This is a genomic window from Pseudomonas sp. G(2018) (assembly GCF_005502415.1).
Classification (GTDB): domain Bacteria; phylum Pseudomonadota; class Gammaproteobacteria; order Pseudomonadales; family Pseudomonadaceae; genus Aquipseudomonas.
Genome location: NZ_SCOO01000057.1, coordinates 1 through 23,743, shown reverse-complemented (window position 1 = coordinate 23,743; position 23,743 = coordinate 1). Strand labels below are relative to the sequence as shown.

The window sequence follows — 23,743 nt, the reverse complement described above, 5'->3', positions numbered from 1 at the left end:
GATACCACAAGCACCCACACGAATTGCTTGATTCAGTTGTTAAAGAGCGGTTGGTTAAGAGCTTTCGCCTCAACCGAGGCGCGCATTCTACAGCAGCCTCATTTGCTGTCAAGTGATTATTTTTCGAAGCTTTCAAGGATTTCCTTAACAACTTCAATCACTTGCGCCTTCGATCTCTCGTCAGCGGGAGGCGAATTCTACAGCGTTACTCGCTGCTGTCAACACCTCTTTTTCAACTCCCTTTCGGCTTCGATGACCTGAAGCAACCCGCTGTCGAAAACTGCGCAACTCATTGTTTACCAAGGAGTTTTCCGTTTCGACTGCGCCGGAAGTGGGGCGAATTATAGACACCTGAGATCTGACGTCAACCGCTATTTTCATAAATATGTCATATAGGTCAAAAAAGCCCCAAAAACGCGAAGGCCGGCCTAAAGAGGCCGGCCTTCTTCCCTTCGACTTACAAGCTAGGGAAAGCGAACTGCGAAGCTTCATGACTCGCGCGCTGTGGCCAGCGCTGGGTGATGGCTTTGCGGCGGGTGTAGAAACGCACGCCATCCGGACCATAAGCATGCAGGTCACCAAACAACGAGCGCTTCCAACCGCCAAAGCTGTGATAAGCCACCGGGACCGGCAACGGCACGTTGACGCCGACCATACCGACTTCAATCTCATCGCAGAACAACCGTGCCGCTTCCCCATCGCGGGTGAAGATGCAGGTGCCGTTGCCATATTCATGATCGTTGATCAGTTGCATCGCCTCTTCCAGGCTGCTGACCCGGACAACACACAATACCGGCCCGAAGATTTCTTCTTTATAGATGCGCATCTCTGGTGTGACGTTGTCGAACAGACAGCCACCAAGGAAGAAGCCGTTTTCATGACCGGCCACGCTCAGTCCACGACCGTCCACTACCAGCGTCGCGCCCGCTGCCACACCATCGTCGACATAACCACTGACCTTGTCTCGCGCCTGGCCGGTGACCAGAGGCCCCATGTCCAGACCGCACGAAGTGCCAGCGCCGATTTTCAGCGCCTTGATCTGCGGCGTCAGCTTGGCCACCAGCGCATCGGCAACCTGATCACCCACGCACACTGCAACCGAGATCGCCATGCAGCGCTCCCCACAGGAACCGTAAGCGGCGCCCATCAGTGCGCTGACTGCATTATCCAGATCGGCATCCGGCATCAGCACCGCATGGTTCTTCGCTCCGCCTAGTGCCTGGACGCGCTTGCCACGCTTGGTGCCTTCGGCGTAGATGTATTCGGCAATCGGTGTCGAACCAACGAAACTCAGCGCTTTGACTTCCGGGGCTTCGATCAGCGCATCCACCGCAACCTTGTCACCGTGCACCACGCTCAGCACACCTTTCGGCAGACCGGCTTCCAGCAGCAGTTGCGCAATCAGCAATGTCGAACTCGGATCGCGCTCGGACGGTTTGAGGATGAAGCAGTTGCCGCACACGATCGCCAAGGGATACATCCACAGCGGCACCATGGCAGGGAAGTTGAAAGGAGTAATACCGGCCACTACACCCAGTGGCTGGAAGTCCGACCAGGCATCGATGTTCGGGCCGACGTTACGGCTGTATTCGCCCTTGAGGATTTCCGGTGCAGCGCAAGCGAATTCAACGTTCTCGATACCACGCTTCAATTCGCCGGCAGCGTCTTCCAGGGTCTTGCCGTGCTCTTCGCTGATCAGTTGGGCAATACGCGATTCGTTTTGCTCCAGCAGTTGCTTGAAACGGAACATCACCTGGGCACGCTTGGCCGCTGGTGTGTTACGCCAGGCCGGGAACGCGGCTTTGGCAGCATCGATGGCTTGTTGAATGGTTTCGCGGCTGGCCAGCGGCAGCTTGTGGATAACCTGGCCGGTGGACGGGTTGAACACGTCAGTGCTGCGGCCGGTTTCGGTAACCAGCTCACCATTGATCAAATGCGGAATAACGCTCATGGAAGCTCCTGAAAAAGTTGTCCACAGGCGCCGCTTCAGGGCGCCTGTCGTTTGCATCTATATAGAGGGAGAAATCAGTCGATCTTGCTCAGCACTTCGCCGACCGCGTCGAACAGACGATCAAGGTCTTGTGGCTTGCTGTTGAAGGTTGGGCCGAACTGCAGGGTGTCACCGCCGAAGCGCACGTAGAACCCGGCTTTCCACAGCGCCATGCCCGCTTCGAATGGACGCACGATGGCATCGCCGTCACGCGGTGCGATCTGGATGGCACCGGCCAGGCCATAGTTGCGGATGTCGATGATGTTTTTCGTGCCTTTCAAGCCATGCAGCGCATTTTCGAAATGCGGTGCGACTTCGGCCACGCTCTGCACCAGGTTTTCCTTTTGCAGCAGGTCGAGTGCTGCCAGGCCCGCGGCGCACGCCACCGGGTGGGCGGAATAGGTATAGCCGTGAGGGAATTCCACCGCGTATTCAGGTGTCGCCTGGTTCATGAAGGTCTGATAGATCTCGGAGCTGGCAATCACCGCGCCCATCGGGATCGCACCGTTGGTGACTTGCTTGGCGATGCACATCAGGTCCGGAGTCACACCGAAGGTTGTGGCACCGAACATAGTGCCAGTACGGCCGAAACCGGTGATCACTTCGTCGAACACCAGCAGGATGTTGTGCTGGTCGCAGATCTCGCGCAGACGCTTGAGGTAACCCTGTGGCGGAACCAGCACGCCAGCGGAACCGGCCAATGGCTCGACGAACACGGCGGCGATGTTGGAAGCATCGTGCAGTTCGATCAGCTTGAGCAGCTCATCGGCGAGGGCGATACCGCCCTGCTCCGGCATGCCGCGCGAGTAAGCATTGCTCGCCAGCAACGTGTGCGGCAGGTGATCGACGTCCATCATCGCCTGACCGAACAGCTTGCGGTTGCCATTGACGCCACCGAGGCTGGTGCCGGCGATGTTCACGCCGTGGTAGCCACGGGCGCGACCGATCATCTTGGTCTTGGTCGACTGGCCTTTGAGGCGCCAGTAGGCACGCACCATCTTCACGGCCGTGTCGGCGCACTCGGAGCCGGAGTCGGTGAAGAACACGTGGTTCAGGTTGCCCGGCGTCAGGTCAGTGATTTTTTCTGCCAGCTGGAACGACAGTGGGTGACCGTACTGGAAGCCTGGCGAGTAATCGAGGGTGCCCAGCTGCTTGGCCACCGCCTCTTGAATTTCCTTACGGGTGTGCCCGGCGCCGCAAGTCCACAGACCCGACAGCGAGTCATAGACTTTGCGCCCCTTGTCATCGATCAGCCAGCTGCCTTCGGCCCCCACAATCAGACGCGGATCGCGCTGGAAGTTACGGTTGGCGGTGTATGGCATCCAGTGCGCGTCGAGCTTGAGCTGGCTGGCCAGGGAAGTCGGGGCGTTTTCAGGTAAGTTCATCGGGAAACCTCGCAAGGCAATAAGCGGCGTAGGGATTGAAAACCGTTGTTGCAGCTAAATTGCCACGGGGATAAAGTCGGTGAAATTCAACTTTTGTAACCTTTAGTCAGCCTCTGACTAAACTATCGAGTAACAACCATGAGCAGCCGCCGCCCCGACCCACTGGCGCAAGTCAGCGACTTCGACATACGCCTGCTACGGATTTTTCGCAGCGTGGTCGAGTGCGGTGGTTTCTCTGCCGCCGAAAGCGTGCTTGGTATTGGCCGCTCGGCGATCAGCCAACAGATGAGCGATCTGGAGCAGCGCCTCGGCTTGCGCCTGTGCCAACGTGGCCGCGCCGGCTTTTCCCTGACCGAAGAAGGCCGCGAGGTTTATCAATCGGCTCTGCAGCTATTGAGTGCACTGGAAAGTTTCCGTACAGAGGTCAATGGCCTGCACCAGCACTTGCGCGGCGAACTGACCATCGGACTCACCGATAACCTGGTCACCCTGCCACACATGCGCATTACCCATGCCCTGGCGCAATTGAAGGAGCGTGGGCCGGACGTGCAGATCCAGATCCGTATGATCGCCCCCAACGAAGTGGAGCAAGGCGTACTCGACGGTCGCTTGCATGTCGGCGTGGTACCGCAGGCGAGTGCGCTGTCGGGGCTGGAATATCAACCGCTCTACAGTGAACGCTCGCTGCTCTACTGCGCGGTTGGCCACCCGCTGTTTTATGTCGATGACAAGCAACTGGACGATGCGCGCCTCAACAGTCAAGACGCCATCGCACCGACCTTCCGTTTGCCAGCGGAAATCCAGGCCCATTATCAGGCGCTCAATTGCACAGCCAGTGCGTCGGACCGTGAAGGCATGGCCTTCCTGATCCTGACCGGGCGCTACATCGGGTATCTGCCGGATCATTACGCCAGCCTCTGGGTACAACAGGGTCGATTGCGTGCGTTGAAACCAAAAGCGCGCTTCTATGACTTGAGCCTCGCCTCGGTCACGCGCAAGGGCCGTCGCCCTCATCTGGTGCTGGAAAGTTTCCTTGAAAGCCTGGCAGCGACGCGTTGAACACCACCGTACCTGGAATTTTCGTCTCAGGACTTGTGTGTAACTTATGGGTGCGCTATCAACGCACTGGCCGCACCCACCCACCTGACCGGAAGTGCCTATGACCTTTGAAGTCCCAGCTCACGGCGGCAAACCCGCCAGCCGAATTCGTCAGAAGAACGAAGAGACCATCATCAAAGCCGCCGAAGACGAGTTCGCCCGTCACGGGTTCAAAGGCACCAGCATGAACACCATCGCCCTGAATGCCGGGTTACCAAAGGCGAACCTGCATTACTACTTCACCAACAAGCTCGGTTTGTACGTGGCGGTGTTGAGCAACATCATCGAGTTGTGGGACAGCACCTTCAACACACTGACTGCCGAGGACGATCCGGCCGAAGCGTTGACCCGCTACATCCGCGCCAAGATGGAGTTTTCTCGGCGTCAGCCGCAAGCCTCGCGAATCTTCGCCATGGAGGTCATCAGCGGTGGCGAATGCCTGAGCGAGTATTTCAATCAGGACTACCGCGCCTGGTTCCAGGGCCGGGCCGCGGTGTTTCAAGGGTGGATCGACGCTGGCAAAATGGACCCGGTCGATCCGGTCAACCTGATCTTCCTGTTGTGGGGCAGCACCCAGCATTACGCCGACTTCGCCACTCAGATCTGCCGTGTCACCGGTCGCTCCAAGTTGACCAAGCAGGATATGGAAGACGCCGGCAACAACCTGATCCACATCATTCTCAAAGGCTGCGGCCTGAAGCCAACCATTTAAGACGCTTATGCCTTTTACCCTCAGTGGCTTTTGCGAATACCGCGAAGAGATCCGCAAAAGCCGCTTCATTACCTTCGCCGCGCCAATCGGCAGCCCCGCTGAAGCCCAGGCGTTTATCGAACAGCACAGCGACCTGAACGCCACCCACAATTGCTGGGCATGGAAGCTCGGTGATCAGTACCGCAGCACCGATGACGGCGAGCCGGGGGGCACTGCTGGCCGGCCGATACTGGCAGCGATCGACGCGCAGGATTGCGATCAGGTCGCTGTGTTGGTGATTCGCTGGTATGGCGGCATTCAACTGGGCACCGGCGGACTCGCCCGGGCCTATGGCGGTGGTGCCAACAAATGCCTGCAAGCGGCGCCGAAGATCGAGTTGATCAGTCGGGTGCCGCTACGTTGTGCCTGCGCGTTTGGTGAACTTGCGTTGGTCAAACTGCGGGTCGCGGAACTCGGAGGACTGATCGTTCAAGAGGATTTCACGGCCAATGGCGTTGAGTTGCAGTTGGCAGTCGGTGAGGAGCAGATCGCCACGTTGCAATCGCACCTCGCCGATTTGAGTCGCGGGCGGATTTTGCTGGAGCGTTAAAGATTTAAAGATCGCAGCCTTCGGCAGCTCTGCATGGCTGCGATCTTTTGGGGCATTTCCGATTGTCGATGCAGCTGGCAGTTGCCCACATCTACTGTGTACCCGGCTGTGGATAACCTGAGCACATACCGCTGTAACCCTTCTGTCATGCGGCTTTGCGGGCTTTGCTCACTTTTCGTCCAATTTGCCATCAAAAACTCAAAAACCACGCAAAAACATATACTTAGAGCGGTTTATCGCCTTTGGAAGATAACCGCCCTGCGCTTATGCCCGACCTTTGCGCTTGCGCACAAATACTGTGGAGCAATCTGTGGATAACCCGTTCATGGGTCTCTCGGTACCCTATCCGGCATGGGCCGCCGCAGACTGCTCATTTTTTGATCAAACAGTATTGCGCAAACCTTAAGCCCGCTGAGTCGCATTGCCCTCAAGTGGTGCCGACCCTGATTGAGTTGACTGACTTATCGGCAATATTTGAACGACTCCCCACGACAACTCAAAGAACAAGAAAATCGCCAAAAGCGAACTCGCACCATGGGCCAGTGCATAAACCTGCCAAGCCGCAAACAAAAACCTCGCCACCGCGTCATACCGCCCATACACCTGCTGCGGATCACGAATACGCAGTACCGCCCACACGCAAACAATCGACCCCAACAGATTCGCCATCAGCATGTGTACCGGCTCGAACGGTGGCAGCTCGCCGGGCAGGTTGAAAGCCTGGCTCAGACTCAACAAAAACCCGTGTACCGCAGCAAAACTCCACGGCGTGGCAAACGCAGCCGTGACGATCAAGTCGTACCACGCGCTGCCGCGCACCAGTTGACGATACTGCGTAGTTGTCCACATTGACCTTGCTCCATCAATTCAGGGAGCAACAAGGCTAAAGCCTGGAGTATGCTCCAGGGTCAAGCCCTCTCGAGATGTCATGATGCGCATCGGTGAATTAGCCCGAGCCAGCGAAGTCAGCCGCGACACGCTGCGCTTCTACGAACAACGTGGATTGATCGCGGCGCAACGCAGCGCCAACGGTTATCGCGATTACCCGGCCGACACAGTGCAGCTGGTGCTGTATATCAAGACGGCTCAACGACTGGGCTTTACCTTGGCTGAGATCGGTCATAACGTCGCTGCGTTATGGCAGTCGCCCGATCCGGACAGCGCGGTCACGCAGTTGCTGCAAGACAAGCTCAAGCTGATCGAAAACCGAATGGCCGAACTGAGTATGCTACGAGGCGAATTGCAGCAACGTCTTGGTCAACGCTGTCCACTGAATCCGTGATTATCAACTATCAAGGAAGCACATATGTCCACGGCAAAAACCGCACTCATCATCGGTGCCTCCCGGGGGCTGGGCCTCGGTCTGGTGAAAACCCTGCTGGCCGACGGCTGGCAAGTCACCGCCACCGTGCGCAATCCGCAAAACGCCGAGGCCTTGCAGGCCCTGGGCAAAGTGCGGGTGGAAAAACTCGACATGGACGATCAGCAGGCGGTGCTTGCCTTGAGTCAGCAACTCAAGGGCGAAGTGTTCGACCTGTTGTTCGTCAACGCCGGAGTCAAGGGGCCGGACGTGCAGACACCGGGCGGTGCGACGCTGGCCGAAGTCGGGCAGCTGTTTTTCACCAACGCCGTGGCACCGATCAACCTGGCCCAGCGTTTCATCGGCCAGATTCGCCCGGACACCGGTGTGCTGGCGTTCATGAGTTCGGTACTTGGCAGCGTGACCATGCCCGACGCACCGGAACTGGCGCTGTACAAGGCCAGCAAAGCCGCACTGAACTCGATGACCAACAGCTTCGTCACGCAGCTGAACGAACAATTGGGCGAGCAAAAACTCACGGTGCTGTCACTGCATCCGGGCTGGGTGAAAACCGACATGGGCGGTGAAGGTGCCGATATCGATGTGGAAACGAGTACGCGCGGATTGGTCGACCAGGTGAATGCCTATGTCGGCAAGGGCGGGCATCATTTTGTGAATTATCGGGGTGAGACTATTCCCTGGTAACCCCACAATTCAAAAATGTGGGAGCGGGCTCGCTCGCGATGACGGCGGCACATCCAACGAAAATGTGTCTGTCACACCGCTTTCGCGGGCAAGCCCGCTCCCACAGGGTTGTTCGTCGCCCGGTCGGGCGAAGCTTGCCCGTAACGCGCTTTTGTTCGACACTTCGCACCTCGCCTCCCCGGCGACCCTGGATCAGCAGACAGGGCAACACTGAGCTGGCAACCCTGAACCCAACTTTCAGAGGAGCCGGCCAACATGCCTGCGACCCGTACCTGGTTAAAAAATCCCCTCGCCATTTTCACGGCCAACGGTCTCGATGCCCGTGGCGGCCTGGTGCTGCAAGACGGTGTGATCGTCGAAGTGCTCAGCCTGGGCCAGCAGCCCTCCACACCTTGCAAAGAAGTCTTCGACGCCCGCGAGCATGTGATCCTGCCGGGCCTGATCAACACCCACCATCACTTCTATCAGACCCTGACCCGTGCCTGGGCGCCGGTGGTCAACCAGCCATTGTTCCCGTGGCTGAAAACCCTGTACCCGGTCTGGGCACGCTTGACCCCTGAAAAACTCGCCCTCGCCAGCAAAGTTGCGTTGGCCGAGTTGCTGCTGTCCGGTTGCACCACGGCAGCCGACCACCACTATCTGTTTCCACAAGGCCTGGAAAACGCCATCGACGTGCAAGTCGAGAGCGTTCGCGAACTGGGCATGCGCGCCATGTTGACCCGCGGTTCGATGAGCCTCGGCGAAAAGGACGGCGGGCTGCCCCCGCAGCAGACTGTGCAGGAAGGTCAGGTGATTCTCGACGACAGTCAGCGCTTGATCGCCGAATACCACGAACGCGGTGACGGCGCGCAAATCCAGATCGCCCTGGCACCTTGCTCGCCGTTTTCGGTGACGCCGCAAATCATGTCCGCCAGCGCCGAACTGGCCAACAAACTCGATGTGCGCCTGCACACGCATCTGGCGGAAACCCTCGATGAAGAAGACTTCTGCCTGCAACGCTTCGGTCTGCGAACCGTGGATTACCTGGACAGCGTCGGCTGGCTCGGCCCGCGTACCTGGCTGGCCCACGGCATCCACTTCAACCCGGATGAAATCACTCGCCTCGGCGCGGCCGGCACCGGTATCTGCCATTGCCCGAGTTCGAACATGCGCCTCGCTTCGGGCATCTGTCCCAGTATCGAACTGACCGACGCCGGTGCGCCGCTGGGCCTGGGCGTGGACGGCTCGGCCTCCAACGACGCGTCGAACATGATCCTCGAAGCGCGTCAGGCGCTGTACATCCAGCGCCTGCGCTATGGCGCCGAGAAAATCACCCCGGAACGCGTGTTGGGCTGGGCTACCAAGGGGTCGGCGCAGTTGCTCGGCCGCAGCGACATTGGCGAACTGGCAGTGGGCAAGCAGGCTGACCTGGCGCTGTTCAAACTCGATGAGCTGCGATTCTCCGGCAGCCATGACCCGGTGTCGGCGTTGCTGTTGTGCGGCGCGGACCGGGCGGATCGGGTGATGATCGGCGGCAAGTGGCGAGTGATTGACGGGCAGGTCGAGGGTCTGGATCTGAAGGGGTTGATTGCCGATCATAGCCAGGCGGCCCGGCAGTTGATCGCAGGCAACTGACACAACACTGAACCCAATGTGGGAGCGGCGGTGCGACGATTCGACTTGCCCGCTCCCACAGTGTTTTGTGGTGTTCCTGCAGAGGCGGCGACGATAAACGCAATCAGCACCTGCCCGGCGGTCAACGCGACGCCCTGCCCACCGTGCAATAGCCAATGCTCCGGTCCGATGCAATGAACCTTTCGGTCAGGTTTTGCCAATTGTTTCTGCTAGCGTCTGTAGAATGCCCACCATCTGCACCTGATGAGAAAAGAATATGTACGACTGGCTGAACGCACTGCCCAAGGCAGAATTGCACTTGCACCTGGAAGGTTCGCTGGAGCCCGAGCTGCTGTTCGCCCTGGCCGAGCGCAACAAGATCGCCCTGCCATGGAGCGATGTCGAAACCCTGCGCAAGGCTTATGCCTTCAATAACCTTCAAGAATTCCTCGACCTGTATTACCAGGGCGCCGACGTGCTGCGCACATCCCAGGACTTCTACGACCTGACGTGGGCCTACCTGCTGCGTTGCAAAGAACAGAACGTGATTCACACCGAACCGTTCTTCGATCCGCAGACCCACACCGACCGTGGCATCCCGTTCGAAGTGGTGCTCAACGGCATCGCCGCCGCCTTGAAGGACGGTGAACAGCAACTGGGCATCACCAGCGGCCTGATCCTGAGTTTCCTGCGTCACTTGAGCGAAGAACAGGCACAGAAAACCCTCGACCAGGCGCTGCCGTTTCGTGACGCATTTGTCGCGGTAGGCCTGGACAGTTCTGAAATGGGTCACCCGCCGAGCAAGTTCCAGCGGGTATTCGATCGTGCCCGTGGCGAAGGCTTCCTGACCGTCGCCCATGCCGGTGAAGAAGGCCCGCCCGAGTACATCTGGGAAGCCCTCGACCTGCTGAAAATCCAGCGCATCGACCATGGCGTACGCGCCATCGAAGACGAACGCTTGATGCAGCGCATCATTGACGAGCAGATCCCGCTGACCGTATGCCCGCTGTCCAACACCAAGCTGTGTGTGTTTGATCACATGTCGCAGCACAACATTCTCGACATGCTCGAACGCGGCGTGAAAGTGACCGTGAACTCGGACGACCCGGCGTACTTTGGCGGTTACGTCACCGAGAACTTCCATGCGCTGTATACCGATCTGGGCATGACCCAGGATCAGGCCAAACGCCTGGCGCAGAACAGTCTGGATGCGCGATTGGTCAAACCGTAAGACCGCTGAAGATCCAATGTGGGAGCGGGCTTGCTCGCGAAAACAGTGCGTCAGTCAACGATGATGTCGACTGGAGGACCGCATTCGCGAGCAGGCTTGCTCCTACAGGTTCTGAGCCAGGACCTCAGCCATCATAGGCCCCTACAGCGCCATCTCCAGCTCTGTTTCCTTGGCGAACCGGTGGATTTCACGCTGCCCCGCCGCGGTGACCTGCAAGGCCCGCGAATCGTGGGGCAGGCTCAGCCAGCCCGATTGCATAAACAGCTGCAGCAACGCCGCTCCCAGCGAGCCACCCATGTGCGGGCGTCTTTCGCTCCAGTCGGGACAGGCACAGGCAGACTTGCCATTGCGATGGGCCAACGCCTGAATGAATACACCCCGCGCCGCCAGCTCGGTCGAGCCCTTGAGCGTGATCATGACCCGTTGATCGAACTGTTCAATCCAGCCCGCATCCAGCAAACGCTGGTACAGGTCGGCAGCGAGAGTACCTCCCAGATGGTCATCGCAAAGCCGGGCGCGCAACAAGGAAGAGCGTCTGGCCTGAGGTTTGGCAAGAAAAGTGGAGTGTTTGAAAATATCCGGGACTTCCCGAGGCGTGCTGGCCAGCGTAGCGCTTGCCAATGCTTCGATCGCGGCGCCGACTTCGGGTGCGGCCAGGCGGAAGAAGCGTTTGCGTCCCCGGGTTTCGACTTTCAACAGACCACCGGCGGACAAGCGTCCCAGGTGGGCGCTGGCCGACGACGGTGACAGACCGGCCAACAGGGCCAGTTCTTCGGCTTGGCGCGCCGAGCCGTCCATCAAGGCCCACATCATTGCGCTGCGCTTGGGGTCAGCCAGCAAGGTGGCTATCTGGCTGATGCAAGGTGCATGTTCATGAATTCACTCCCTGTTGAATCGTTTCGTCTACTGCTCTGAGACATCTTGACCAGTAATGTGCCGTCGGCCAAGACGTGGAAATCGCCATAACCCAGGCAAAGCCATCGCACACCTGAACCATTACCGGACAGCGGTTGCCAAGGCCTGGCGATGAGGCATGGGACAAGGCTCAATCCAGCGCGGCTTCACTATTGCGCATGACGGTGCGTGCATGAGGCGAGCGCTAGTATAGGCGGGTTGACCGTCGGTTCCTGCCCTCCGCAAACCGCTGATGGTGATAGTTCCTGAGGGAAATTTCGCTTTTTTCCTGCGACTAATGACCGATTCTCGAGAACCCCGGAAAATGACTGCTCAACCGGGCGCATCGACTGGCAAGCATTTCCCGCAACAGGTTCACCGGCTTACTCAATTGTGCGCGATGGGCGCACAGCAGATTCAGCGGAGCGCGCTCACAAAGCAGTTCCGGCATCAGCACTTTCAATCGGCCGGCGAGCACATCGGCGGCCACATCGAGCCACGACTTGTAGGCGATCCCGGCGCCCGCAATGGCCCACAGCCGCACGACATCGGCATCGTCACTGAAACGATCACCGCTGACGGTCAGGCCGACCTCGCGCTTGCCGTCGTGAAAACTCCAGTGATCGTGGACCCGGCTGCCGAGCATGAACAGCAGGCAATTATGCTGGGCCAATTGCTCCAGTTGCCGCGGCTCGCCATGCCGGGCCAGGTAACCCGGCGCCGCACAGAGTACGCGGCGGTTATGCGGGGCGATGGGCAGCGCCACCAGGCTGGAATCTTCCGGTTCGCCGTAGCGCAGGGCAATGTCCACCGGTTGGCGGAACAGATCGGCGATGCGGTCACCCAGCAACAAACGAACAGTGAGCTTGGGGTACTCGCGCTGAAACTCGTCCAGCCAGGGCAGCAGCAAGTTGCGACCGAAGTCCGAAGGCGCCGACAGCTGCAGTACGCCGCTGACCTGATCCTGGCCACGGGCCAATAAACGCCGCCCCTCGTCGAGGTTGCTCAGGGCTGCCCGGGCATATTCAAGAAACCCTTCACCCTCAGCGGTCAGGCGCAGGCTACGGGTCGAGCGGGTGAGCAAACGGGCGCCCAGCTGTTGCTCGATGCGTTTCAACGCCGCACTGGCCACCGCCGCCGACATGTCCATGCCCCGCGCGGCCGCCGACAAACTGCCCAGGTCCGCCGCCCGCACGAACAGCTGCAAGTCATCGAAACGCAGCATCTAAACTCCAATTATCAAAAAAATATTGAAAGAGACTGCTCTTTTAGCGGCTTTTATCTTCAAGAGAAATAGCCAATCATCTGCCCATCGAAATCAGCCCGTACACGGAGTTACCGATGTCCCAGCCTTTTACCGCTATCGCCACCCTGATTGCCAAACCCGGCCAGCAGGATGTCCTTGAACAGCACCTGCGGGCACTGATAGAGCCGACCCGCGCCGAAGCCGGTTGTGGGCAGTACGACTTGCATCAGGACCTGGCCAATCCCCTGGCCTTCTACATGATCGAACACTGGAGCAGTGACGAAGCCCTGCAAGCCCATGACGCCAGTGCGCACATCCAGAACTTCCGCGCCAAGGCCGGTGACTTTCTCGAACACTTCGAACTCAAGCGCCTGCGCCCCCTCGCCTGATTTCTTCCTCTATTAACCTTCGGAGCCTTTGATGAAAGCCATTGCCTATTACGCGTCCCTGCCGATCAGCGACGAAAAATCCCTGCAAGACGTTGAATTGCCGGAGCCGGTCGCCGGACCCCGCGATTTGTTGGTGGAGGTCAAAGCCATTTCGGTCAATCCGGTGGACACCAAGGTCCGCCAGAACGTCCAGCCTGAAGGCGGCGCCGCAAAAGTGCTGGGCTGGGATGTGGCCGGCATCGTCAAGGCGGTCGGCAGTGACGTGACGCTGTTCAAGGCTGGCGACAAGGTGTTTTACGCCGGGTCCATCGCCCGCGCCGGCGGCAACAGCGAGCTGCATGTGGTAGATGAGCGGATCGTCGGCCATATGCCGAAAACCCTCGGTTTCGCCGAGGCTGCCGCCCTGCCGTTGACCGCGATCACCGCGTGGGAACTACTGTTCGAACGCCTGCAAGTTCGTGAAGGCAAAACCGATGAAGGCCAGAGCCTGCTGATCGTCGGCGCCGCTGGCGGTGTCGGTTCGATTCTCACGCAACTGGCCAAACAGCTCACCGCACTGAACGTCATCGGCACGGCTTCACGCCCGCAGACCCAGAGCTGGGTGAAAGCGCTGGGCGCCGATGTGGTGATCGATCACAGCCAGCCGGTGAGCGAGGAACTCAAGCGTGCAGGCATCGATCAGGTGACTCACGTCGCCAGCCTGACCCAGACCGATCATCACCTGGACCAATTGGTCGAGGCGCTGGCGCCGCAGGGCAAACTGGCACTGATCGATGACCCGAAAACCCTGGACGTGACCAAGCTCAAGCGCAAGAGCCTGTCGCTTCACTGGGAGTTCATGTACACCCGCTCGCTGTTCGAAACCGCAGACATGATTGAGCAGCACAATCTGCTCAACCGCGTGGCGCGCCTGATCGATGCCGGGACGTTGAAAACCACGGTCGGCGAGCACTTCGGCACCATCAATGCGGCCAACCTGCGCCGTGCACATGCCCTGCTGGAAAGCGGCAAATCCAAGGGCAAGATTGTGCTGGAAGGGTTCTAGATTTTTTGTCGGAGCTGGCGAAGCCTGCGCCAGCTCCTGCATCTTTTTGCGATGATTTTTTGTTACAAACCGTCAGTCCGACAGTTGCCCCTTGTCACAATGATGGTCGTATTCGGGACTACAATCGAAACCTCTGCGAGACAATCTTTTACATGAGGAGGTCAGTAATGAAGATCCTGATAAAAGAATTGGCAAAATCCCAGTGGCAGGTCCGCCTGGACCAACATGCTGTGACGTTCCGCAGCGAAGCCGAAGCCCGCGCCTTCACCAATACCCTCGAAGCGCGATTGCACGCCCCCCATCAAATTCCCGACCGTCAGCAGCGCGCTGTTGGTTGAGTCCGTCCTCAAACCTGGGCTTGCGCCAGTGCCCGGGCATTTTGCAAACGTCGGGTGAGCATCGCCACGCTCACCACCAGAACACCGCACAGGCTGATGACCATGGCCATCGGCATGGCGCTGCCGTCGTGCAAAACGCCCACCAGCGCGGCAGCGCCGGCGGCCACGCTGAATTGCAGGCAGCCCATCATTGCCGATGCACTGCCGGCCCGGGCGCCCTGGCCGTTCATGGCACAGGCCGAAGCGTTGGGCAGAATACAACCCAGGCTGGCAATGCAGACAAACAAGGGAAGCAGCAACGGCCAGAGCTGCTCGGTATGCAGCGCGCTGACAGCGAGCAGTGCCAAACCGGCACCGAGATAAATCCACACGGTACGTGTCAGCAGGGACGCCGGACCTCGCTTGGCCAATAGCCGCGCATTGATCTGGGCCACCAGAATGAAACCGGCGGCATTGGCGCCGAAGAACCAGCCAAAATGCTCCGCCGGTATGCCATAGAGTTTGATGAAGACGAACGGTGAACCTGCAATGTAGGAAAACATTCCGGCGATAGCGATGCCGCCGGTCAGCGCATGACCGAGGTATACCGGGTCCTTCAACAGGCGACCGTACTGATGCAATGCCCCCGACAAGGGCTGACGTGGAACATGGGCGGGCATGCTTTCCGGCAAGCCAAGGGCAACGGCCAATCCGGCCAATGCGCTGAAACCGGTCAACACCAGGAAGATCGATTGCCAACCGGTGGTATTGACCAACAAACCGCCCAGCATCGGCGCCAGAATGGGTGCCAGCCCCATTACCAGCATCAATTGCGAAAAGACCTTGGCCGAGCCCACCGCATCGCATTTATCGCTGACCACCGCCCGGGCAATCACCATCCCTGCGCAACCGCCCAGCGCCTGGATAAACCGCGCGCCGATCAACCACTCCAGATTCGGTGCATAAGCACACGCCAGTGAAGCGGCGGTAAACAGCCCGACACCGGTCAACAATGGAAGGCGTCGCCCGAAACGATCCGCCACCGGCCCATAAGCCAGCTGACCAATGGACAAACCCAGGAAATAAGCGGCCAGGGTCAGTTGAACGTGTTTTTCGTCCGTACCGAAAGCCAGCGCCATCGCCGGAAACGCTGGCAGATAGAAATCGATCGCCAGCGGACCGAATGCGCTCAAGGCGCCAAGAATCAGGATTGTACGAAAGTTCATCAGGCATCCAGTGGGACAGAGGTCGGCAGGCCGACAGTCTAGCCGTGCAAGGACGCCTTGAACATTCCGATAGCTCGCTAACTATTAAAAATCAGGCCAGTTTCACGCCATAGCCTTCCTCGCTGATCGCCGCGATCACTTGATCGGCACTCAACGCGGACTCGACGCCGACTTCTTTCGCCGCCAGGTCGACGCGTACGCTGGCCGCCGGGTCTTTGGCCTGGACGGCCTGGGTGATGGCCCGGACGCAGTGACCGCAGGACATGCCTTCAACATTGAATACTTGCATGGGACAACTCCTTTTAATGAAGCGCTTGAGTGAGGTTGCCCGCAGTGTCGAGCTTGCCACCATGGCAAGGTCAAGTTCTGCAGTGATCTGCCGGGCTGGCAATCGGCGCCGCGCTCGGCCAAGCTGCGTCCATCAATGACTCGATCTCAGGAGATTCAGCCATGCGCTGGTCAGTTTTCAGCCTGTTTGGCTTCCTCAGCCTCTTCGCCGCCATGCCTTCGGCCCAAGCCGCCGGGGAGGACTATGGCGTGCTGATCATTTCCCGCGAACGGCTGGAAGTCGCGACCAACTGCGAGATCGGTGTGTACATCCACGATCAACTGTCGGCGCGGCTGTTCCAGGAGCAAAGCACCTCGTTCAACCTGCCGCCGGGCAACATTTCCCTGCGCCTCAAACTGCTGCCGGGCCAGGCGCCGGGCTGCAACCCGGGCATGCTGGCACCGGGTTCGCAGAACATCACGCTGCGAGCCGGGGATGTGCAGAAGTACCGGATTGCGATGACTCAGGAAGGGATGTACCTCAAGCGTGCGGGCCTGGGTTACTGAAACAAATCCCTTGTGGGAGCGAGCAGGCTCGCTCCCACATTTGACCTGCGACAATCCGCAGATTGGTGCTTGACCTTGCCAGCATGGCAAGGTTGATCCTGTAGACATCTTTTACAGGGAGTGCAACCGATGTCCGAATCCACCACTTTCGATCTGCCGATTGCCGGCATGACCTGCGCCAGTTGCGCCGGGCGTGTCGAGCGCGCCTTGAGCAAAGTCATCGGCGCCAGTGCCGTCAGCGTCAACCTGGCCACTGAGCAGGCACGAGTCCAGGCGCCTGTCGACAGCCTCCCGGCGCTGATGGCGGCTGTGGAAAATGCCGGTTACAGCGTGCCGCAGCAAAGTCTGGAACTGAGCATCGACGGCATGACCTGTGCGTCTTGCGTCGGCCGCGTCGAACGGGCACTGAACAAAGTGCCGGGGGTGAAGAGCGTCAGCGTGAACCTGGCCAACGAGCGCGCGCATCTGGAGCTGCTCGGGCATGTCGATGCACAAACCTTGATCGCCGCCGTGACCAAGGCCGGTTACGCCGCCAGCGTGTGGGAAGCCGATCATCCGCCAACCGATACCCAACAGACCCGCCTGCATCGCGAACGCTGGGCCTTGATCGCGGCCATTGCCCTTGCCTTGCCGCTGGTATTGCCGATGCTGCTGCAACCCTTCGGCGTGCACTGGATGCTCCCGGCCTGGGTGCAATTCGCGTTGGCCACGCCGGTGCAATTCATCTTCGGCGCGCGGTTTTATGTCGCAGCGTGGAAAGCCGTGCGCGCCGGTGCCGGCAACATGGACCTGCTCGTCGCCCTGGGCACCAGCGCCGGGTATGGCTTGAGCGTCTATGAATGGGCCACCGCCGCCGGGCGCATGCCGCACCTGTATTTCGAAGCCTCGGCGGTAGTGATCGCCTTGGTGCTGCTGGGCAAATACCTGGAAAGCCGCGCCAAGCGCCAGACCGCCAGCGCCATTCGCGCCTTGGAGGCGCTGCGCCCGGAGCGGGCGGTTCAGGTGATTGACGGCCGCGAGCAGGAAGTCGCCATCAGCGCCCTGCGCCTCAATGATCTGGTATTGGTCAAACCCGGTGAACGCTTCCCGGTGGACGGTGAGGTGGTCGACGGCCAGAGCCATGCCGACGAAGCGTTGATCAGCGGCGAAAGCCTGCCGGTCCCCAAGCAACCCGGCGATAAAGTCACCGGCGGCGCGATCAATGGTGAAGGACGCCTACTGGTTCGCACCCAGGCACTCGGTGCGGAAACGGTGCTGGCGCGCATCATTCGCCTGGTTGAGGACGCTCAGGCCGCCAAGGCACCGATTCAGAAACTGGTGGATAAAGTCAGCCAGATCTTCGTGCCGGTGGTCCTGCTGCTGGCACTCGCGACCTTGATCGGCTGGTGGCTGTATGGCGCGCCCCTGGAAACCGCGCTGATCAATGCCGTGGCAGTGCTGGTGATTGCTTGCCCTTGCGCATTGGGCCTGGCCACGCCGACGGCAATCATGGCCGGCACCGGGGTGGCGGCGCGTCATGGGATTCTGATCAAGGACGCCGAAGCGCTGGAGCGTGCACATGAAGTCAGTTCGGTGGTGTTCGACAAGACCGGCACCCTGACCTCTGGCGCCCCGCGCATCGCCCACCTGAGTGCCATCGACGGTGACAAATCCCGCCTGCTGCAACTGGCCGGCGCCTTGCAACGCGGCAGTGAGCATCCGCTGGCCAAGGCTGTTCTGGATGAGTGCGCACAACGCGGCCTGACCGTGGCCGATGTCAGCGACAGTCAGTCCCTGACGGGGCGCGGCATTGCCGGCAGCCTTGATGGCCGTCGGCTGGCGCTGGGTAATCGGCGTCTACTGCAAGAGAGCGGATTGAACGCAGGTGAATTGGCCGGTTCGGCCACTGCCTGGGAAACCGAAGGCCGGACCCTGTCCTGGCTGATCGAGCAAAACCCCACGCTGCGCGTACTGGGATTGTTCGCTTTCGGTGACACGCTCAAGCCTGGCGCACTGCAAGCCGTGCAACAACTCAACGCACGCCATATCAGCAGTCACTTGCTGACCGGCGACAACCGTGGCAGCGCCAAAGTGGTGGCCGATGCTTTGGGCATCACGAGCGTACACGCCGAAGTGCTGCCGGCGGACAAAGCCGCCGAAGTTGCCGCTCTAAAAAAAACAGGGGTAGTGGCGATGGTCGGCGACGGCATCAACGATGCGCCTGCTCTGGCTGCGGCGGATATCGGCATTGCCATGGGCGGCGGCACCGACGTGGCCATGCACGCCGCCGGGATCACCCTGATGCGCGGCGATCCGCGCCTGGTACCGGCGGCGCTGGAGATCAGCCGCAAGACCTATGCGAAGATCCGGCAAAACCTGTTCTGGGCCTTCGTCTATAACCTGATCGGCATTCCCCTGGCGGCCTTCGGTTTCCTCAATCCGGTGCTGGCCGGTGCGGCGATGGCGCTGTCGAGTGTGAGCGTGGTGAGCAATGCGCTACTGTTGAAAACCTGGAAACCCGAGGATCTGGAGGACAAGCGATGAACATCGGCCAAGCGGCCCGCCACAGTGGTCTTAGCGCGAAGATGATCCGTTACTACGAGTCCATCGGCCTGCTCAAGGCGGCCCATCGCACCGACAGTGGGTACCGGGTGTACAGCGACGACGACCTGCACACACTGGCGTTCATCAAGCGTTCCCGGGACCTGGGGTTTTCCCTGGAAGAAGTCGGCAAGCTGCTGACCCTCTGGCAGGACCGCCAGCGTGCCAGTGCCGATGTGAAGACCTTGGCCCGACAGCACATCGACGAGTTGAACCAGAAGATTCGTGAACTTGGGCAGTTGCGCGATACGTTGCAGGATTTGGTCGAGCATTGCCAAGGCGATCATCGACCGGATTGTCCGATTCTCAAGAATCTGGAGTCGGGGTGCTGTGCCAAACCGGTTTCGGCCTGACACATTGATGTCGGATGTGCGGACGCCTTCGCGGGCAAGCTCGCGAAGGCGGATTCTCTGGCGACATAGATCTTAAATCTGCGCCCACAAAAAAACCGGCCGAGGCCGGTTTTTTGATTAACCGATCACTGCATCCAGGGCGGAGGCGGTTCTTCGGTTTTGCCCGGTGGCGCATCGTCTGCGGCACGGGCCGCTTGCTTGCGCTCTTCATCCAGGCGTGCGGCCTCGATCTCGCGCATGATGCCGCCGACGTCCGCCAGTTCTTCCGGTTCGTCGAACTCACCGGTCAGGACACTGGCCGGGTGCAAGGTGCCCGCCTCGTACAGGGCCCACATTTCCTTGGCGTACCGGGTTTTCTTCAACTCCGGGGCAAACCGCCCGAAGTAGGACGCCATGTTGCCCACGTCCCGCTCCAGCATGCTGAACGCGTGGTTGTTACCCGCTGCGTCCACCGCTTGCGGCAAGTCGATGATCACCGGGCCGGTCGGGGTCAGCAACACGTTGAACTCGGACAGGTCACCGTGCACCAGACCGGTGCACAACATCAGCACGATCTGAGAAATCAGGTACGCGTGATATTCGCGCGCCTGGTCCGGTTCCAGTACCACGTCGTTCAGGCGCGGCGCGGCATCACCGTACTCGTCGGCCACCAGTTCCATCAGCAGCACGCCTTCGAGGAAGTCATACGGCTTGGGTACCCGCACACCGGCATTGGCCAGGCGGAACAGTGCCGCCACTTCGGCGTTCTGCCAGGCGTCTTCGGCTTCCTTGCGGCCAAACTTGGAACCCTTGGCCATGGCCCGGGCCTGACGGCTGTTGCGTACCTTGCGGCCTTCCTGATACTCGGCCGCCTGACGAAAACTGCGTTTATTCGCCTCCTTGTAGACCTTCGCGCAACGTAACTGGTTACCGCAGCGCACCACGTAAACAGCTGCTTCTTTGCCACTCATGAGTGGGCGCAGCACCTCGTCGACCAGACCGTCCTCGATCAGGGGTTCAATGCGTTTTGGAGTCTTCATCAGCTTTTATTGTGGGTCCTTTATTACCAAACACGCGAAAGTCATTCGTTATACGGCAATCCATCCATTCGGGGGAGGGGGTGCCGACGTACCGTTCGCGTGATTTTTCAAAACAGCCCTCAATTTCCACAGGCAACAGCCGAAGCCCTGAGTGACAAACTGATTTGTCCGACAATCGTTTCAACAACAATAACGATGCCGCACTCAGGGAACGGGGTTGATCAACAACGTTTACGGCTGCCAATAAACCGCGAGTCATCTGCACTGCGTGGGCCTACAAGAAAATCTGGAGCGCGGATGAACATCAAACAGAAGTTGACCTGGGCGTTTGCAATCATCGCCTGCTTGCCCGTGGTGCTGGTCGCCACCCTCGTTGTGCTGAACTTGCGCAGTGATGCCAAGGACGAATTCGTCGACAACAGCGGTCGCGAAATCCGTCAGGTCAGCAATGCCATGCAACTGTTCTTCGACGGCATCAGCCAAAACGTCGAGTACCTGGCCAAGCAACCGCTGATCACGAACTCCGACGACAGCCTCAAGACCTACATGAACGCCAACGCCGCCAGCATTCCTCAAGGCGAGATGGACAAAAAAGTCTTTGGCTTCCTGCAGGACCTGGGCAACGCCCATCCGTCCTACGCCTACGCCATCCTCGGCACCGCCGCCGGTGGTTACGTGTCGTGGCCGGACGATGCCAAGCTGGCCAACTACGACCCGCGCCAGCGTCCGTGGTACAAGGCGGCCCAGGCCAAACCGGGCAAGCCGTTCCGTACCGAGGCCTACTACTGGGCCGAAAATGATACGACCTACGTCAGTACCGTACGCACCATCGACAACAAGCTGGGCACCAATGGCGGTGTCGTCAGTATCGACGTGTCGCTCAAACAACTCACCGAACTGGTCAAACAGATCAAACTCGGCGAAACCGGCTACCTGATGCTGCTGGAAAATTCCGGCACCGTGCTGGTCGATCCGAAACAACCGGAGCACAACTTCAAGGCCCTGGGCAGCCTCGGCGAGGGTTATGCGCAACTGGCCAAGGCCGGCAAAGGCCTGGTCGAAGTCGAACTCAATGGCGAACGCTACATGGCCAACGTCTGGCCGTCGGAGCAACTGGGCTGGACCTTCATCGGCCTGATCAAACAAAACGACGTAATGAGTACCGCGACTCAACTGACCTGGTTGATCGCAATCATCGCCGCCGTGCTGGCGGTGATCTTCGCCATCGTCGGCGCCAGTTTCGCCAGCGTCATCGTGCGTCCGATCCGCAGCGTGGCCGATGGCCTGGAAGGCATCGCCCAAGGTGAAGGCGACCTGACCAAGAACCTGCAAGTGCGTGGCAGCGACGAAACCGCGCAACTGGCCAACTGGTTCAACCAGTTCTTGACCGCGATCCGCAACCTGATCCAGAACATCGGCGGCGCCGCCACCAAGATCCTGGCCACCTCCAAGAGTTCGACCCAGGTCTCCAGCGACATGGCCGAAGCCGCCGGACGCCAGCGTGAAGCGGTGGACATGGTATCCACGGCGTTCCACGAAATGGTCGCCACCGCCAACGAAGTGGCGCGCTCTTGCAGCCAGGCCGCCGAGTCGGCCGACAGCGGCCAGCGCCAGGCCCGCGAAGGCCAGCAACAGATCGACGCCGCCGTGAGCAGCGTGGATCGCCTGAGCCAGGAAATCGAACAGTCAGCCCAGTCGATGCAACAGCTGGAGCGCGACAGCAATGACATTCAGTCGATCCTCGGCACCATTCGCTCGATCGCCGAACAGACCAACCTGCTGGCGTTGAACGCAGCCATCGAAGCGGCGCGGGCCGGAGAGCAAGGTCGTGGTTTTGCGGTGGTGGCGGACGAAGTGCGGGCGCTGGCCAAACGCACGGCGGATTCCACGGCGGAAATCGACGGGCTGCTGGGCAACCTAGCCAAACGCACCAGCCAGGTGACACAGCAGATGCACGCCAGCCTGGAAGTGTCGCAGCAATCGGTGACGCGCATCGGCGAAGCTCGCAGCAGCTTCGGGCAGATTCGCGAATCGGTGGACGTAATCCGCGACATGAACACCCAGATCGCCACGGCGGCGGAACAACAGCACCAGGTGGCCGAAGACATCAACCGGCACATCAGCCAGATTCATGGCGATGCGCAATTGGTAGCCGAATTGGCAAACTCGGCGCGGCTGGATTCCCAGAGCCTGGCCGGGTTGTCCAATGAGCTGGATGGGTTGGTGCGGCGGTTCCGTACCTGATTGAAGGCCATTCGCGGTCAATCGCTGGCAAGCCAGCTCCCACAGGGACAGTGCAAATCCTGTGGGAGCTGGCTTGCCAGCGATGGGGCCGTCATTGCCTGAACAACTCTCCCGGTGTAAACCCGAACAACCCCTTGAACGCCGCAATAAACGCCGACGTCGAATCATACCCACAGGCCAGTGCGGCATTGGTCACGCTGTCCCCCTCCTCCAGCAAACTCAACGACGACAACAAGCGCATGCGCTGGCGCCAACCACGAAAGCTCAACCCGGTTTCGCGCTGAAACAGCCGCATCAGGGTTTTCTCCGACGTGCCCAAACGTTCTGCCCACGCCTGCAAGGTCACGCTGCTTTCGGGGTTTTCGATCAATTCGTTGCACAACCCCAGTAACCGCTCATGGCGGGGCAACGGCAGGGAGAAGCCGACCTCCGGCAGCGTTGCCAACTGATCCAGCAGCACGCTCACCAGTCGTGCTTCCTGGCTATCGCCCTGTGGATACTCCACGGGCAGCAGGCAAAAACTCTTGATCAGCTCCCGGGCCAGCGGCGTCACTTCCAGCACCCGGCAACGCTCGTCCGCCCACTGGCAATCCTCGCGACGCACATACAGGCTGCGCATTTCGGCGCGCATCGACGTCACCACCTGATGCTCAAGATCCGCCGGAATCCAGATCCCCCACTGCGGCGGCGCGAAGAAGCTGCCCTCAGCGGTGTGCACGCCCAGAACACCGCTGATGGCGTAGGAAAATTGCACCCAGTCGTGGTGATGGGACGGTGTCCAGGAGCCGGCATTGAGGCTCTCCACCCGGGCGTACAGTGGACGCGGTAAAGCAGTGAGGGGTGGGATACTGCGTTCGAGGGAGACTTGTCCGTTGGTCGGCATTGAGTGGCCTTGTGTTGCGGGACGGCTGATAACGCGACGTTAGGCCATGCCACAAATCTATTCAACACCCGCACTCCCCCTGTGGGTTTCCAAAATTAACGTTCGATGAT

At 59.8% G+C, this 23,743-nt stretch carries 23 protein-coding genes and 1 pseudogene; 15 read left to right on the top strand and 9 right to left on the bottom strand.

The annotated features are described in order from the left end of the window. Window positions 1-457: 457 nt before the first annotated feature. Together FFS64_RS29780 and FFS64_RS29775 are read right to left on the bottom strand one after the other, a co-directional pair. Window positions 458-1,951: a CoA-acylating methylmalonate-semialdehyde dehydrogenase gene (locus FFS64_RS29780; RefSeq protein ID WP_137808281.1), complete on the bottom strand. Its 1,494-nt coding sequence runs from the start codon at window positions 1,949-1,951 to the stop codon at window positions 458-460. Window positions 1,952-2,025: 74 nt separating this feature from the next. After that, the gene (locus FFS64_RS29775) at window positions 2,026-3,375 is read right to left on the bottom strand and encodes an aspartate aminotransferase family protein (RefSeq protein WP_095191985.1); all 1,350 of its coding nucleotides are present in this window, start codon (window positions 3,373-3,375) and stop codon (window positions 2,026-2,028) included. A 138-nt stretch (window positions 3,376-3,513) separates the two neighbouring features. Between FFS64_RS29775 and FFS64_RS29770 the strand changes: the two genes are divergently transcribed. From FFS64_RS29770 to FFS64_RS29760, 3 genes are all read left to right on the top strand, one after another. Further along, on the top strand, window positions 3,514-4,434 hold the full coding sequence (locus FFS64_RS29770) for a LysR family transcriptional regulator (protein ID WP_137808280.1): 921 nt from the start codon (window positions 3,514-3,516) through the stop codon (window positions 4,432-4,434). A 100-nt stretch (window positions 4,435-4,534) separates the two neighbouring features. Then, a complete protein-coding gene (locus tag FFS64_RS29765) occupies window positions 4,535-5,185 on the top strand; it encodes a TetR/AcrR family transcriptional regulator (protein WP_137808279.1) in 651 nt (216 codons plus the stop codon). Window positions 5,186-5,192: 7 nt separating this feature from the next. Next, window positions 5,193-5,774 carry a YigZ family protein gene (locus tag FFS64_RS29760; protein WP_095191988.1) on the top strand — a complete coding sequence of 194 codons (582 nt, stop codon included), beginning with the start codon at window positions 5,193-5,195 and terminating at the stop codon, window positions 5,772-5,774. Window positions 5,775-6,176: 402 nt separating this feature from the next. On the opposite strand, the gene FFS64_RS29755 is transcribed toward FFS64_RS29760, so the two are convergent. Further along, window positions 6,177-6,623, bottom strand: coding sequence for a hypothetical protein (locus FFS64_RS29755; RefSeq protein WP_137808278.1), 447 nt, complete (start codon window positions 6,621-6,623; stop codon window positions 6,177-6,179). Window positions 6,624-6,705: 82 nt separating this feature from the next. Here FFS64_RS29755 and FFS64_RS29750 point away from each other — a divergent pair, with 82 nt between their 5' ends. The 4 genes from FFS64_RS29750 (at window position 6,706) to FFS64_RS29730 (ending at window position 10,603) form a co-directional block, all read left to right on the top strand. Then, window positions 6,706-7,056 (top strand): MerR family transcriptional regulator, encoded by a 351-nt coding sequence (locus FFS64_RS29750; protein ID WP_137808282.1) that lies wholly within the window; start codon window positions 6,706-6,708, stop codon window positions 7,054-7,056. A 24-nt stretch (window positions 7,057-7,080) separates the two neighbouring features. Beyond that, window positions 7,081-7,779 carry an SDR family oxidoreductase gene (locus FFS64_RS29745; RefSeq protein ID WP_137808277.1) on the top strand — a complete coding sequence of 233 codons (699 nt, stop codon included), beginning with the start codon at window positions 7,081-7,083 and terminating at the stop codon, window positions 7,777-7,779. A gap of 255 nt (window positions 7,780-8,034) precedes the next feature. Continuing rightward, window positions 8,035-9,393, top strand: coding sequence for an 8-oxoguanine deaminase (locus tag FFS64_RS29740; RefSeq protein WP_137808276.1), 1,359 nt, complete (start codon window positions 8,035-8,037; stop codon window positions 9,391-9,393). A gap of 256 nt (window positions 9,394-9,649) precedes the next feature. Continuing rightward, window positions 9,650-10,603 (top strand): adenosine deaminase, encoded by a 954-nt coding sequence (locus FFS64_RS29730; RefSeq protein WP_137808274.1) that lies wholly within the window; start codon window positions 9,650-9,652, stop codon window positions 10,601-10,603. A gap of 141 nt (window positions 10,604-10,744) precedes the next feature. Here the strand turns inward: FFS64_RS29730 and FFS64_RS29725 are convergent, their stop codons facing one another. Together FFS64_RS29725 and FFS64_RS29720 are read right to left on the bottom strand one after the other, a co-directional pair. Continuing rightward, window positions 10,745-11,482, bottom strand: coding sequence for a helix-turn-helix transcriptional regulator (locus FFS64_RS29725; RefSeq protein WP_256660580.1), 738 nt, complete (start codon window positions 11,480-11,482; stop codon window positions 10,745-10,747). A gap of 310 nt (window positions 11,483-11,792) precedes the next feature. After that, the gene (locus FFS64_RS29720) at window positions 11,793-12,722 is read right to left on the bottom strand and encodes a LysR family transcriptional regulator (protein WP_137808272.1); all 930 of its coding nucleotides are present in this window, start codon (window positions 12,720-12,722) and stop codon (window positions 11,793-11,795) included. Between the two features lie 116 nt (window positions 12,723-12,838). Here FFS64_RS29720 and FFS64_RS29715 point away from each other — a divergent pair, with 116 nt between their 5' ends. The 3 genes from FFS64_RS29715 to FFS64_RS31385 all read left to right on the top strand — a co-directional run bounded on the left by FFS64_RS29715 (window position 12,839) and on the right by FFS64_RS31385 (window position 14,515). Beyond that, complete coding sequence (locus FFS64_RS29715) at window positions 12,839-13,132, top strand: putative quinol monooxygenase (RefSeq protein ID WP_137808271.1); 294 nt, start codon at window positions 12,839-12,841, stop codon at window positions 13,130-13,132. 31 nt (window positions 13,133-13,163) lie between these two features. Then, entirely contained in the window at window positions 13,164-14,177 is a 1,014-nt protein-coding gene (locus FFS64_RS29710) for a zinc-binding alcohol dehydrogenase family protein (protein ID WP_137808270.1), read from the top strand. Window positions 14,178-14,344: 167 nt separating this feature from the next. Next, window positions 14,345-14,515 carry a hypothetical protein gene (locus FFS64_RS31385; RefSeq protein WP_008066222.1) on the top strand — a complete coding sequence of 57 codons (171 nt, stop codon included), beginning with the start codon at window positions 14,345-14,347 and terminating at the stop codon, window positions 14,513-14,515. A gap of 8 nt (window positions 14,516-14,523) precedes the next feature. On the opposite strand, the gene FFS64_RS29705 is transcribed toward FFS64_RS31385, so the two are convergent. Both FFS64_RS29705 and FFS64_RS29700 read right to left on the bottom strand, forming a co-directional pair. Then, window positions 14,524-15,720 carry a multidrug effflux MFS transporter gene (locus FFS64_RS29705; protein WP_137808269.1) on the bottom strand — a complete coding sequence of 399 codons (1,197 nt, stop codon included), beginning with the start codon at window positions 15,718-15,720 and terminating at the stop codon, window positions 14,524-14,526. 91 nt (window positions 15,721-15,811) lie between these two features. Beyond that, entirely contained in the window at window positions 15,812-16,009 is a 198-nt protein-coding gene (locus FFS64_RS29700) for a heavy-metal-associated domain-containing protein (protein ID WP_095191999.1), read from the bottom strand. A gap of 161 nt (window positions 16,010-16,170) precedes the next feature. Here FFS64_RS29700 and FFS64_RS29695 point away from each other — a divergent pair, with 161 nt between their 5' ends. The 3 genes from FFS64_RS29695 (at window position 16,171) to cueR (ending at window position 19,487) form a co-directional block, all read left to right on the top strand. Continuing rightward, window positions 16,171-16,554, top strand: coding sequence for a hypothetical protein (locus FFS64_RS29695; RefSeq protein WP_137808268.1), 384 nt, complete (start codon window positions 16,171-16,173; stop codon window positions 16,552-16,554). Between the two features lie 129 nt (window positions 16,555-16,683). Then, the gene (locus FFS64_RS29690) at window positions 16,684-19,077 is read left to right on the top strand and encodes a heavy metal translocating P-type ATPase (RefSeq protein WP_137808267.1); all 2,394 of its coding nucleotides are present in this window, start codon (window positions 16,684-16,686) and stop codon (window positions 19,075-19,077) included. Further along, on the top strand, window positions 19,074-19,487 hold the full coding sequence (cueR, locus tag FFS64_RS29685; protein WP_137808266.1) for a Cu(I)-responsive transcriptional regulator: 414 nt from the start codon (window positions 19,074-19,076) through the stop codon (window positions 19,485-19,487). Before FFS64_RS29690 ends, cueR begins: the two co-directional genes overlap by 4 nt. A 125-nt stretch (window positions 19,488-19,612) precedes the next feature. Here the strand turns inward: cueR and FFS64_RS29680 are convergent, their stop codons facing one another. Beyond that, window positions 19,613-20,506 (bottom strand): PA4780 family RIO1-like protein kinase, encoded by an 894-nt coding sequence (locus FFS64_RS29680; RefSeq protein ID WP_095192003.1) that lies wholly within the window; start codon window positions 20,504-20,506, stop codon window positions 19,613-19,615. A 195-nt stretch (window positions 20,507-20,701) separates the two neighbouring features. Between FFS64_RS29680 and FFS64_RS32340 the strand changes: the two are divergent. Next, window positions 20,702-21,892: pseudogene (locus FFS64_RS32340) on the top strand (cache domain-containing protein); the annotation flags it as partial. Window positions 21,893-21,982: 90 nt separating this feature from the next. Further along, a complete protein-coding gene (locus tag FFS64_RS32335) occupies window positions 21,983-22,750 on the top strand; it encodes a methyl-accepting chemotaxis protein (RefSeq protein WP_371858212.1) in 768 nt (255 codons plus the stop codon). A gap of 91 nt (window positions 22,751-22,841) precedes the next feature. On the opposite strand, the gene FFS64_RS29670 is transcribed toward FFS64_RS32335, so the two are convergent. Then, window positions 22,842-23,633 carry a helix-turn-helix domain-containing protein gene (locus FFS64_RS29670; RefSeq protein WP_137808265.1) on the bottom strand — a complete coding sequence of 264 codons (792 nt, stop codon included), beginning with the start codon at window positions 23,631-23,633 and terminating at the stop codon, window positions 22,842-22,844. Window positions 23,634-23,743: the final 110 nt, after the last annotated feature.